Consider the following 11596-nt stretch of genomic DNA (forward strand, 5'->3'; position numbering starts at 1 on the left):
TGCGCCGAGGCGCGGGGATCGAAAACGCATAGCCCGCCGTCCAAAAAGGCAAAAACGGGAGGACGAGCGGAAAATCAGTCGAGTTTTTCAACGATATCGGCCAAATGCGGGCATCGTGGCATTTCAACGATTGTGAAGCACGCCTGTTGCCATGTCGAAAGCTGGAAGATTGCTATTGTTGCTTAAGCTCGACTGGCAACGGACCTCTCGGCCGGAATGCGCCAAACGCCAAAGACGTTTAGACCTCAGATTCACGGGCGGCATCGATTGCCAATTGCTGAAGCTCACCGGAGAAAAACCACCATTTACCCGTCAGCCGCGGCCCGTCGATGGTGATGGAATATTTTCCTCTACGCTGCCCGAGTTCTTTCGCAGCTGTGTGGGCAATTTCGACGCGGTGATCCGGTATTAGCGCACCCGGACCCATTGAAATACGGTGCAAGATTTCTGGAGACAGGCGGCCGCCGCTGATGGCCCGACCAATAGCTACAAGCGCGGGATACACTGGAGTCGCCGACCATGAGATATCGCTTTTACGGTGCATAGAGTTACACACGGCCTTTACTGAATCTGGCTCCCATTGAGCATAACGTTCAATTCATTTGCAATAAAGCATCAGGAGTTCGCAATCGGCTCTTGGAATACGACCGCCTCTGCCGGAATGAACCACAAGCGCCATTGGTTGTATTAGGTACATAACACCGCGAAAGCATCTACCGACGCTTTTGCCCACGACCTAGTTGGTCAGGGAGGGAGCGGGCAGGGTCCAGCGTGCCTTGTCGAAGACGATGGCTGTCCGGAGCTGTTCCGGAGCAGTTCTTCGCAATTCCAGCTGCAGGTTGAAATTATTGTTGCTCTGGAATTCCTTGAAGAAGCTGAGCTTGGCGCCGAAGGCTTGCAGCGTCACGTCCTGCAGCGAGCCAATGGCATCCAGCGCGCTTTGGAAGTCGAGCCAGTGCGTTTTGCTCAGCAGCAGCACGACGGTGTCGACGAAGGTGCTGGCGATCGCCTTGCCGTCGGCATTGTCGGGCATGATCACCTTGATGCGGATCGTGTCGAGTTCGCCGGTCGGCTTGCCGCGCGCAATGATAAAGAAGGACGCCGCATTCGCATCGCCATAGGCGCCCTTCTGGACGGCATAGCTGCACTCCGATGTGCCGCCGCCCAATTCGCTTTGCCGCCATTCGCCAACGGGCAGGCCGAACGTCACCAGGTCGGCGCAAAGGGTCGGGCCTGAAACCTTCCAGCTCCGCACGAAGGCGCTCAACAGCGCGTCGACCGGAGCGTCGAACAGATGGGAGATTTTGGTTGGCCGTGGTTTGATGACCGTGGCCTTGGCTGGTGTTGGCGGGGAATGTGCCGGCGATCCCGGTGTCACGGCAGCAGCATTTCCAGCGCTATTTGTGGGAGCGGTTCCGGCAAGCGAAGGGCTCCTGGCCTCGACGGCTTTTACCGGAAGCGGTGTCGCCTGTTGCGCCGGCTTTGGAAACAGATTGAGATGATAGCGGCTGTCCAGCGCCCTCAGGTTCCGCATGTCATTGGCAAGCAGCGCTGTCGCGAGGATGATCGAGCCGATGACGACGGCCGCAATCCAGAAGACAGCCCAGCTTTTCTTGCGAGGTGGCGCCACCGACATGATCGAGATCTACAGCTACTCCCGAGGAAACCCGCCTTGCTGCAATGACTGTATGTTGTGCAGCCCATACTTGGCTACAGCATATGCGTTTATGAACGATTGATCATTCTAATGTTTCTTTGTCAATTCATGATGTTGCCGCAGCGAAGCGGGACTTCAGCGCCTGGACGGTGGCTGCGTCTGTGCGGCGTGCCGATGGTGACGAGAATCCGAGGGCGAGCAGGCGCTCGTCGGTCTCTGTTAGCGTGACGGCGCAGGAGGAGTGAATTTCGCTGATCGGCAAGCGCGGCCATAGCTGGTCGATCGTCGCCAATGTGACGCCGGAGCCGGGCATGATGGAGATGCGGCCGGCGGCAACGGCAATGGCCTGCTCGATCGTCGCGATGCCTTCCGCCGCCGTCTTTGCGCCACCTGACGTCAGGATGCGCTCAAAGCCGAGAGATACGGCTATTTCCACGGCCTCCGCGATATCCGGGACAAGGTCGACTGCGCGATGCAGCGTCTTGCCGAGGGTGCCTGCGTGGGCGACCAGGGCGGCCAGCATATCGAAATCGAGCCGCCCGTCGGGCAGCGATGCTCCAAGCACGACACCCGGCAAGCCGGCATCCCGGGCCGCATCGATATCCCGCTTCATGATTTCGAGTTCATCGGCCGAATAGACGAAGCTGCCGGCGCGTGGGCGGATGATGGCGTAGGCGGGAACGGGCATGCCGGCCGCGGCCGCCATCAGCCCCGCACTTGGCGTCAAGCCACCGAGTGGGAGCGCGCTGCAAAGCTCGATACGATCTGCCCCGCCCGCGACAGCGGCCTTGAGGCCGGCAATATCTTCGACACAGACCTCAAGCAGCATGGTTGCGCTCTCCGGTAAATTGCAGCCCCAGCAGAGCGGCGCCGATGAGGCCTGGTTCGAGCTTGCATTCGCTCGGTACCACGAGCGGCCGGCCGAATTTGCGCAAGGTGCGGGTGCGTACGACCTCGTCCAGCCGCGCCAGGAGCGGTTCGACATTGGAAAGACCGCCGCCAACGGGCACGATGGTTGCGCCGGTTATGTTGATCGTGAGGGCCAGCGGGGAGGCGACGAGATCGATCATCACATCGATCGTGCGCTGGGCCTGCGCATCGTCCTTCAGCCAGCGGTCGATGATCTCTTCGCTGGTCAATTCCAGTCCGTGCAGCGTCTTGTGCAGGCGCTCGATGCCGCGGGCGCCGCCGACGGTGTCGACGCAGCCTTTTTGGCCGCAGCCGCAGAGATAGGAGGGGATGGCAACCGGCGGGTTACCGGCATGGGAGGCGATGATGGGTCCATGGCCCCATTCACCGGCAAAGCCGCCGGCGGCATTGACGAGGCGACCGTCGGCCACAAGACCGCCGCCAACGCCGGTGCCGAGAATGGCGCCGAAGACGATGCGATGGCCACGACCGGCGCCGGACATGGCTTCCGCCATGGCGAAGCAATCGGCATCATTGGCGATCAGCACGGGATAGCCGAGTTCAGCCTCAAGTTCGGCGGCAAGATGCCGGCCATGAATGCAGGGTATGTTGGCGCAGGTCAGCGCCTGCGTATCGGGATCGACTACCCCGGCGATGGAAAACGACAGGCAATCCGGCCTTTCCTCCGCTTCGGCGATAACAGCGCGCAGGGCTTCAACGAATTCGGCGAAATCGTGCTTGGGCGTCGGACGCCGCGCCAGCGGCAGAATATCGGTCATGGAGCGGGCGATGCCGCCTTTGATGGCGCTGCCGCCGATGTCGAAGGAAACGATCATGAATACAGACCTGCAGGGAACATGCGGCACTTGCTCGCACCCTTTGTGGGTCTTTGCAAGATCTATCCGCGCTGAGCGAGAGCCTATCAGCCTGCCGGCAGCGTGATCCTGGCTTCGAAACCATCGGTTCTGTCGGTGGCGGGAGACATGAGATCGATGCGTCCACCAATCTGGTCGACGATCCGCTCGACAATGGAAAGCCCGAGACCGGAACCGGCCGCCTTCGTCTTGCCGCGCCAGAAACGCCTCTTCAACCCAGCCAGCTCCTCATGCGAAAGGACGGTACCACCGTTGATGATGCGCACGGTGCCGGCTTCGATACGCACGGTCACTTCGTCGTCGACCGGGCCGTGGATCAGCGCGTTTTCGATCAGATTGCGCATGACGATGGCGAATGCGTCGATATCGACATTGCGGATCAGCTTTTCCTTCGCATCGTTTTCCAGCTGCACGCGGCCGGCGGTGCCGGTGTCGCGATCGTAGTCGCCGATCACGGTTTCGATAACCGCGATCAGATCGATCGGCTTGTCGCCGGTGCCGATGCCGGCCTGGGCGCGGGAAAGCTGCAGCAGTTTTTCCGCAAGGCGGCCGAGATTGGAGAGCGATGTCTCGATGCGGCCGGCGCGTTCGGTGAGTTGCCCCGGCGGCAGTTCCGCGATCAGCCGCTGGGTCTGCGCCAGCGCACCGGCAATCGGCGTGCGCAGCTCATGGGCGCTGTTGGCGGTGAATTCGCGTTCGGCTTCAAGGGCCAGACGCAGGCGCTCGAGCAGGAGATTGACCGAGCGGGCGATCGGCTGCAGCTCGCGCGGCAAGGTCTCGCTCTCCAGCGGCATCATATTGCCGCTGTCCTTGGTGGCGATCTGCGACCGCAGCCGGTCGATCGGCCTGAGCGAACGGCCGACAACGATGCCGATGGCGATGATGCTGGCTGGTATGAGCGCAAGAAGCGGCCAGAGCAGCGCGACGCCGCTTTCGCGCGAGGCTTCGCGGCGGTTCTTGAAGGCATCGGCTACATGCAGGAAGATCGTGCCGTCGGCCGATGATTCCGTATAGATGCGGTAGCGCGGCGTGTTGTGAAAGCCGATCTTCAGCGGCACGTCATAGGCCGTCGCGGGGGCATCGTGCGAATGCAGGATGACCTTGCCGTTCGCGTCGAGCACCTGATAGGTCAGATATTCGCGGTTGAGCCCCTTGTTGAGCTCTTCCAGGCTTTGGGGATCGCCGGAATTGTCGCGGTTGGCGAGGTCATCGAGCACCAATGGCAGTAGTCGCTCGGCGGTTTCCTGCAGCGCGCCGTCGAAGGTCTCGGAGAGTTCCTTGTTGACGACATAGACGCCGATGCCGACGGCAATCAGCCAGAAGACCACGACAGTACCGGTGAGGGCGGCGATCAGCCGGCGGGTGATGCTGGCGCGGCTTGGCTCGCGGCGCTCGCTCATCGGTCACCCAGTGAATAGCCGACGCCGCGGGCGGTGCGAATGCGGTCCTTGCCGATCTTCTTGCGCAGCCGGCTGACATAGACTTCGACCGTATTGCTCTCGATCTCGGAGCCGAAGGCATAGAGCGCTTCTTCTATCTTGTCCTTCGAGACAATGGCGCCAGGCCGAGCCACGAGCAGATCGAGCACGGCCCATTCACGGCCGGTCAGAACGACGTCCTTGCCTTCCAGCTTGACGCGCCGTTGCGGCTGGTCGATTTCGAGATCGCCGAAGCGGGCGGTCGGCTGCGGGCTGCCGGAGTAACGGCGGGCCACCGCCAGGATGCGGGCTGTCAGTTCCCCGAGATTGAACGGCTTGACGAGGTAGTCGTCGGCGCCGCTGTTCAGGCCCTCGATGCGATCGGAAATCTGGTCGCGCGCGGTGAGGATGATGACCGGGGTTTCGTCCGGTTTGCGGCGCAACCGCTTGAGAAAGTCGATACCGCTGCCATCGGGAAGCTGCAGATCCAGGAGGATAAGGCCGTAGTTCACCGCGCTGGTGACTTCATCGGCGTCGGCCAGATTTTTCACCCAGTCGACGGCATGGGGACCGGCCGCAATATGGTCGCGAACGGCGCTGCCGATCGTATCATCGTCTTCCACGAGAAGAATCCGCACCTGTGCCCCTCAACCATTGACCGTGCTTCAGTTAATGCCGGCGAACCTATCGGGTCAATAAGGGCCGAAATAAGCCTTGTGGGGATATGCATTTCACGGCCCGGCCTGTTTGCCGAAAACGTTCCCGGCGCCTATGGACAGAGAGGAACGCCGTGGTTACTTCTTTGCCCGGAATGCGAAGCGGCCGCAGGGTGCCGCCATTGATCATTGAAGGATGCTCGGCCATGCTGAAGGGAATTTCGCCGCTGCTGAATGCGGACGTGCTCTATGCGCTAAAGTCGATGGGACATGGCGACATGCTCGTCGTCGTCGATACGAACTTCCCGGCGGAAGCCATCGCGAGCCAGACAGTTTTGGGCGAATTGCTCCGCATCGACAATGTGCCGGCGGCCGATGCCGTTGCGGCGATATTGTCATTGATGCCCCTGGACACATTTATCGACGATGCGGCGACGCGCATGGAAGTTGTGGGGGCACCGGACGAGGTGCCGCAGGTCCAGGCTGAAGTGCAGGCGGTCATCGACAAGGCCGAGGGCAAGCATTGGCCGCTGTCACCCGTCGAGCGCTTCGCCTTTTATGAGCGGGCAAAGGATGCCTTTTGCATCGTTCAGACCGGCGAGCGGCGCTTCTACGGTTGTTTCACCTTGACCAAGGGCGTCATCCCGCCGGAAACTGAGTGATCCGATAGGCTGGGAACAGCGCTGTTTCGATAAAGGAATGCGATGGCGAAGAAGCTGGATTCCCAAGGGCGGCTTGACGACGCGGCGCGAGCCGGATGGCTGTACTATGTCGCCGGGCGGACGCAGGACGAGATTGCCGTCGCCATGGGGATCTCCCGCCAGTCTGCCCAAAGACTGGTGTCGCTGGCCGTCGCAGAGCGGCTGATCAAGGTGCGGCTGGATCATCCGATTGCAGCCTGTCTGGAATATGCCGCCGCACTGCGCGAGAAATACGATCTGCGGCATGTCGATGTCGTGCCGAGCGATACAGACGGTGCGTCGTCGACAGTGGGCATCGCCCAGGCGGGGGCGGCCGAGATCGAGCGCTGGCTGCGGCATAGCGATCCGATCGTGCTGGCCATCGGCACGGGCCGCACGCTGAAAGCGGCTGTCGATCAGCTGCCGGCCATCGAATGTCTGCAGCACCGCGTGGTATCGCTGACGGGTAATATCGGCCCGGACGGCTCGGCCGCCTATTACAACGTCATCTTCAGCATGGCCGACGTCGTCAAGGCGCGGCACTTCCCGATGCCGCTGCCGGTGCTGGTGTCATCGGCCGAAGAACGCGAATTGCTGCACGCCCAGGCGCTTGTCCGCTCGACGCTCGATATCAGCGCGCAGGCCGACGTGACGTTCGTCGGCATCGGCGAGATGGGCATAGAAGCACCTCTGTGTCTTGACGGCTTTCTCGAGAAAGACGAGATGCTGGCGCTGATGGAGCGCGGCGCTGCCGGCGAGATCTGCGGCTGGGTCTTCGACGGCAAGGGCAAGCTCATGCCCGATGACGTCAATGATCGCGTCGCAAGCGCCCCCTTGCCATCCCGCGATACGTCTTCCGTCATTGGAATCGCCAAGGGAAAACGCAAGTTCGAGGCGATCAAAGCGGCCGTTGCGGGCCGCCAAATCAACGGTTTGATCACCGATGAGGCGGTTGCCGAATTTTTGCTCAAGGGCTGAGCAAAAAATATAATCAGTAAAAACAAGATGATAGGTTGCTTGCTCGGCAATGCAGCAACGAATCCGCATTGACATTTTGTCGCAAGCGGTGAGTAATTGCCCACGAGCAAAGCGAATGCTCATCTTTTGGTCTTCTGGGAGGAAGATATGAAATTGAAAACTTTACTGCTGAGCGCCTGCTCGGCCCTGATGTTTGCCGGCTTGGCGTCCGCCGAAACCCTGACAATTGCGACAGTCAACAATGGCGACATGATCCGTATGCAGAAGCTTACGGACGATTTCAAAGCCAAGAACCCCGATATCGACCTGCAGTGGGTTACGCTTGAAGAAAACGTATTGCGCCAGAAGGTTACGACCGACATCGCCACCAAGGCCGGCCAATACGACGTGCTGACGATCGGCACCTATGAAGTGCCGATCTGGAGCAAGCTCGGCTGGCTCGCCCCGCTCGACAAGCTTTCCGCCGACAAGGACTATGATGTTGATGACCTTCTCCCGGCCATCCGCAGCGGTCTGACCACGGACGGCAAGCTCTATGCGGCGCCGTTCTACGGCGAAAGCTCGATGGTGATGTACCGCAAGGACCTGTTCGACAAGGCCGGCCTGAAGATGCCGGACGCGCCGACCTGGGACTTCATCGCCGATGCGGCCCGCAAGATCACCGACAAGGACCATGAAGTCTACGGCATCTGCCTTCGCGGCAAGGCTGGCTGGGGCGAAAACATGGCGTTCCTGACGGCGATGTCGAATTCGTTCGGCGCTCGCTGGTTCGATGAAAAGTGGAAGGCACAGTTCGACCAGCCGGAATGGAAGGACACGCTCGACTTCTACGTCAAGCTCATGAAGGACGCCGGCCCTCCGGGCGCTTCCTCCAACGGCTTCAACGAAAACCTGTCGCTTTTCCAGACCGGCAAGTGCGGCATGTGGATCGACGCGACGGTTGCTGCTTCCTTCGTAGCGGATCCGAAGCAGTCGAAGGTGGCTGACAAGGTCGGCTTCGCACTGGCTCCGGACAAGGGCCTTGGCAAGCGCGGCAACTGGCTCTGGGCATGGAACCTCGCCATCCCGGCCTCTTCGAAGAAGACCGATGCTGCCGAGAAGTTCGTCGCCTGGGCAACCAGCAAGGAATACACCAACCTTGTTGCCCAGAAGGAAGGTTGGCTGAATGCGCCTCCCGGCACCCGCAGCTCGCTCTATGCAAGTGCGGATTACCAGAAGGCTGCTTCCTTCGCGAAGATGACGCTCGACTCGATCAACTCGGCCGATCCGACGCATCCGACCGTAAAGCCTGTTCCCTATGTCGGCGTCCAGTTCGTCGCTATCCCTGAATTCCAGGGTATCGGCACGGCCGTCGGCCAGCAGTTCTCCGCAGCTCTTGCCGGCCAGATCTCCGTCGATCAGGCTCTCAAGGCAGCACAACAGCTGACGACCCGCGAAATGACGAAGGCCGGTTACCCGAAATAAGGCCTTTGAGGTACGGAAAGCAGTGCCCCTCTCGAGCATTGCTTTCCCCTAGGCCGCCGAGCGCCCGAATGCCCTTGGCGGCCCTTTTTGTTTCAGCCGGTCCACGGCCACCTCTCCCTGCTCAAAGATAGGTCGGTACTTGCCATGGCAACGTTGCACACCCGTTCCACCGCGCGCATCATGATGGCGCCATCCGTTCTTCTTCTCTTTGCGTGGATGATCGTCCCGCTCGTGATGACGATCTATTTCTCGACGCTGAACTACAATCTGCTGTCGCCCGGCGCGCATGATTTCGTCGGTTGGCTCAACTACGAATATTTCGTCACCGATCCGGCCTTTCTGAGCTCGCTGATCGTGACGCTGCTGCTGGTTGCCGGCGCGTTGCTGATCACCGTGGTCGGTGGCATTGCACTGGCGCTCCTTCTCGATCAGCCGATCTACGGCCAGGGCATCGTGCGCATGCTGGTGCTTGCGCCCTTCTTCGTGATGCCGACGGTCGCCGCCCTCATCTGGAAGCACATGTTCATGAACCCGGTGAACGGGCTTCTGGCGCATCTCTTCCGATTGTTCGGGCTTGATCCGCTGACCTGGCTGGAGACCGTTCCGCTCCTGTCGGTCATCATCATCGTAGCCTGGCAATGGCTGCCCTTCGCCACGCTCATCCTGCTCACCGCCCTGCAGTCGCTGGACGAAGAGCAGAAGGAAGCGGCCGAAATGGATGGTGCAGGCCCGATTTCGAAGTTCATCTACATCACCCTGCCGCATCTGGCCCGCGCCATTACGGTCGTGATCCTGATCGAGACGATCTTCCTTCTGTCCGCCTTCGCCGAAATCCTCGTCACCACCAATGGCGGCCCGGGCACGGCGACGACCAATCTCACCTATCTGGTCTATTCGCAGATCGTCCTGTCGCAGGATGTCGGCGGCGCATCGGCGGGCGGCATCATCGCAGTCATCCTCGCCAATATCGTCGCGATCTTCCTGATGCGCGCGGTCGGCAAGAATCTGGAGGCTTAAAGATGGCACGCCAAGTCAGCACGCAACGCAAGGTGTTCGTATCGGTGGCCGCATGGGCCGTCGCCTTGCTCATCTTCTTCCCGATCCTGTGGACGATCCTGACGAGCTTCAAGACCGAGGGCGATGCGATTGCCTCGCCACCGCAGTTCCTGTTCTTCCACTGGACGCTGGAGAATTACGTCGAGGTGCAATCGCGCTCGAATTATTTCCTCCATTTCGCCAACTCGGTCATCATCTCCTTCGGTTCGACGATCCTTGGTCTGATCATCGCCGTGCCGGCCGCCTGGGCCATGGCCTTCTCGCCGACCAAGCGCACCAAGGACGTGCTGATGTGGATGCTGTCCACGAAGATGATGCCGCCGGTCGGCGCCTTCATCCCGATCTACCTGCTGTTCCAGGGTTTCGGCCTGCTCAACAATCAGTTCGCCAGCCGCCTGGGCATGGTCGTCGTGCTGATGCTGATTAACCTGCCGATCATCGTGTGGATGCTCTATACCTACTTCAAGGAAATCCCCGGTGAGATCCTTGAGGCGGCCCGCATGGACGGGGCGACGCTGGCAAAGGAAATCATCTACGTGCTGACGCCGATGGCGATCCCCGGCCTTGCCTCGACGATGCTGCTCAACATCATCCTGTCGTGGAACGAGGCTTTCTGGACGCTCAATCTCTCGTCGGTCGATGCGGCTCCGCTCAGCACCTTCATCGCCTCCTATTCGAGCCCGGAGGGCCTGTTCTATGCCAAGCTTTCGGCGGCATCGACCATGGCGATCGCTCCGATCCTGATCCTCGGCTGGTTCAGCCAGAAACAACTCGTTCGCGGCCTCACCTTCGGCGCGGTTAAGTAAGGAAGAGAAACATGGGTAGCATTGTCCTTAAGAAGGTTTCTAAGGTCTTTGGCGAAGCCAAGGTCATCCCTTCCATCGACCTCGAAATCAACAATGGCGAGTTCGTGGTGTTCGTCGGCCCGTCGGGCTGTGGCAAGTCCACGCTGTTGCGTCTGATCGCCGGTCTCGAAGACGTCTCCGGCGGCCAGATCCTGATCGACGGCAAGGATGGCACAAACCTGAAGCCTTCCGAACGCGGTCTCGCCATGGTGTTCCAGTCCTATGCGCTTTATCCGCATATGAGTGTTCGCAAGAACATCGCCTTCCCGCTGAAGATGGCGAACATGCCGCAGGCGGAGATCGACAAGAAGGTTGCGGACGCCGCCCGCGTCCTCAATCTCACCGACTATCTGGAGCGCAAGCCGCGCCAGCTCTCGGGCGGCCAGCGTCAGCGCGTTGCCATCGGCCGGGCCATCGTGCGCCAGCCGGCGGCCTTCCTGTTCGACGAGCCCTTGTCGAACCTCGATGCGGCGCTGCGCGTTAACATGCGCCTCGAGATCAGCGAACTGCACCAGCAGCTGAAGACGACGATGGTCTATGTGACGCATGACCAGGTCGAAGCCATGACCATGGCCGACAAGATCGTTGTGCTCAACCGCGGCAATATCGAGCAGGTAGGCTCGCCGCTGGAGCTTTATCGCTCTCCACGCAACCTCTTCGTTGCCGGCTTCATCGGCTCGCCGAAGATGAATTTCGTCAAGGGCGCCTATGCGCAGAGCCTTGGAGGCGACACGATCGGCGTCAGGCCGGAACATACGCTGCTGTCGACCACCGCGGGCGACTGGCAAGGCAAGGTCATCGTTGCCGAGCATCTAGGCTCCGACACCTTCCTGCATATCGACGTCGACGGTATCGGCACGGTAACGGCGCGCGGTTCCGGCGATTTCCCAGCCCGGGCCGGCGACACCGTCTACCTGACGCCCGACAAGGCGCACATTCACCGGTTCAACGCCGAGGGATTGTCGATCTGAGCTACAAGCCGGTGCTGTGCGCGCCGCCCGCGCATGGCGAACGCATTAATCCCGGCCCGCTTGGATGGATATCTGCGGGCCGGACAG

General features: G+C 60.7%; 13 protein-coding genes. 7 read left to right on the forward strand and 6 right to left on the reverse strand.

All coding sequences use genetic code 11. The features are described from left to right. Positions 1-186 (forward strand): hypothetical protein (locus tag A6U86_RS35785; protein ID WP_206744091.1); only part of this gene is annotated, 186 nt, incomplete at its 5' end. A 52-nt stretch (positions 187-238) separates the two neighbouring features. On the opposite strand, the gene A6U86_RS30720 is transcribed toward A6U86_RS35785, so the two are convergent. The 6 genes from A6U86_RS30720 to A6U86_RS30745 form a co-directional block, all read right to left on the reverse strand. After that, positions 239-505 carry a hypothetical protein gene (locus A6U86_RS30720; RefSeq protein WP_141683857.1) on the reverse strand — a complete coding sequence of 89 codons (267 nt, stop codon included), beginning with the start codon at positions 503-505 and terminating at the stop codon, positions 239-241. A 231-nt stretch (positions 506-736) separates the two neighbouring features. Beyond that, positions 737-1636 (reverse strand): DUF6030 family protein, encoded by a 900-nt coding sequence (locus A6U86_RS30725; RefSeq protein ID WP_068399764.1) that lies wholly within the window; start codon positions 1634-1636, stop codon positions 737-739. Between the two features lie 127 nt (positions 1637-1763). Next, positions 1764-2486 (reverse strand): copper homeostasis protein CutC, encoded by a 723-nt coding sequence (locus A6U86_RS30730; RefSeq protein WP_068399767.1) that lies wholly within the window; start codon positions 2484-2486, stop codon positions 1764-1766. Next, on the reverse strand, positions 2476-3402 hold the full coding sequence (locus tag A6U86_RS30735) for an ROK family protein (protein WP_068399769.1): 927 nt from the start codon (positions 3400-3402) through the stop codon (positions 2476-2478). Before A6U86_RS30735 ends, A6U86_RS30730 begins: the two co-directional genes overlap by 11 nt. A gap of 86 nt (positions 3403-3488) precedes the next feature. Continuing rightward, positions 3489-4841: an ATP-binding protein gene (locus tag A6U86_RS30740; protein WP_068399772.1), complete on the reverse strand. Its 1353-nt coding sequence runs from the start codon at positions 4839-4841 to the stop codon at positions 3489-3491. Beyond that, positions 4838-5497, reverse strand: coding sequence for a response regulator transcription factor (locus A6U86_RS30745; protein ID WP_068399774.1), 660 nt, complete (start codon positions 5495-5497; stop codon positions 4838-4840). The genes A6U86_RS30740 and A6U86_RS30745 overlap by 4 nt, the downstream gene beginning before the upstream one ends. 224 nt (positions 5498-5721) lie before the next feature. Here A6U86_RS30745 and A6U86_RS30750 point away from each other — a divergent pair, with 224 nt between their 5' ends. From A6U86_RS30750 to A6U86_RS30775, 6 genes are all read left to right on the forward strand, one after another. Then, positions 5722-6177, forward strand: coding sequence for an RbsD/FucU family protein (locus tag A6U86_RS30750; RefSeq protein ID WP_068399776.1), 456 nt, complete (start codon positions 5722-5724; stop codon positions 6175-6177). Positions 6178-6219: 42 nt separating this feature from the next. Continuing rightward, positions 6220-7173: a sugar-binding transcriptional regulator gene (locus tag A6U86_RS30755; RefSeq protein ID WP_068399779.1), complete on the forward strand. Its 954-nt coding sequence runs from the start codon at positions 6220-6222 to the stop codon at positions 7171-7173. A 147-nt stretch (positions 7174-7320) separates the two neighbouring features. After that, complete coding sequence (locus A6U86_RS30760) at positions 7321-8637, forward strand: sugar ABC transporter substrate-binding protein (RefSeq protein WP_068400486.1); 1317 nt, start codon at positions 7321-7323, stop codon at positions 8635-8637. Between the two features lie 144 nt (positions 8638-8781). Continuing rightward, positions 8782-9654: a carbohydrate ABC transporter permease gene (locus A6U86_RS30765; RefSeq protein ID WP_068399782.1), complete on the forward strand. Its 873-nt coding sequence runs from the start codon at positions 8782-8784 to the stop codon at positions 9652-9654. A gap of 2 nt (positions 9655-9656) precedes the next feature. Then, on the forward strand, positions 9657-10499 hold the full coding sequence (locus A6U86_RS30770; protein ID WP_068399785.1) for a carbohydrate ABC transporter permease: 843 nt from the start codon (positions 9657-9659) through the stop codon (positions 10497-10499). 11 nt (positions 10500-10510) lie between these two features. Beyond that, positions 10511-11509 carry an ABC transporter ATP-binding protein gene (locus A6U86_RS30775; RefSeq protein ID WP_068399788.1) on the forward strand — a complete coding sequence of 333 codons (999 nt, stop codon included), beginning with the start codon at positions 10511-10513 and terminating at the stop codon, positions 11507-11509. The last annotated feature ends 87 nt before the right edge of the window (positions 11510-11596 follow it).

The organism is Rhizobium sp. AC27/96, assembly GCF_001692325.1.
Lineage (GTDB): Bacteria > Pseudomonadota > Alphaproteobacteria > Rhizobiales > Rhizobiaceae > Rhizobium.

What these genes read in the sequence shown, in the direction of transcription:
- A6U86_RS30725 (WP_068399764.1), bottom strand. Translation starts at nt 1,636, where the DNA reads ATGTCGGTGGCGCCACCTCGCAAGAAAAGCTGGGCTGTCTTCTGGATT.
- A6U86_RS30730 (WP_068399767.1), bottom strand. Translation starts at nt 2,486, where the DNA reads ATGCTGCTTGAGGTCTGTGTCGAAGATATTGCCGGCCTCAAGGCCGCT.
- A6U86_RS30735 (WP_068399769.1), bottom strand. Translation starts at nt 3,402, where the DNA reads ATGATCGTTTCCTTCGACATCGGCGGCAGCGCCATCAAAGGCGGCATC.
- A6U86_RS30740 (WP_068399772.1), bottom strand. Translation starts at nt 4,841, where the DNA reads ATGAGCGAGCGCCGCGAGCCAAGCCGCGCCAGCATCACCCGCCGGCTG.
- A6U86_RS30750 (WP_068399776.1), top strand. Translation starts at nt 5,722, where the DNA reads ATGCTGAAGGGAATTTCGCCGCTGCTGAATGCGGACGTGCTCTATGCG.
- A6U86_RS30755 (WP_068399779.1), top strand. Translation starts at nt 6,220, where the DNA reads ATGGCGAAGAAGCTGGATTCCCAAGGGCGGCTTGACGACGCGGCGCGA.
- A6U86_RS30760 (WP_068400486.1), top strand. Translation starts at nt 7,321, where the DNA reads ATGAAATTGAAAACTTTACTGCTGAGCGCCTGCTCGGCCCTGATGTTT.
- A6U86_RS30765 (WP_068399782.1), top strand. Translation starts at nt 8,782, where the DNA reads ATGGCAACGTTGCACACCCGTTCCACCGCGCGCATCATGATGGCGCCA.
- A6U86_RS30770 (WP_068399785.1), top strand. Translation starts at nt 9,657, where the DNA reads ATGGCACGCCAAGTCAGCACGCAACGCAAGGTGTTCGTATCGGTGGCC.
- A6U86_RS30775 (WP_068399788.1), top strand. Translation starts at nt 10,511, where the DNA reads ATGGGTAGCATTGTCCTTAAGAAGGTTTCTAAGGTCTTTGGCGAAGCC.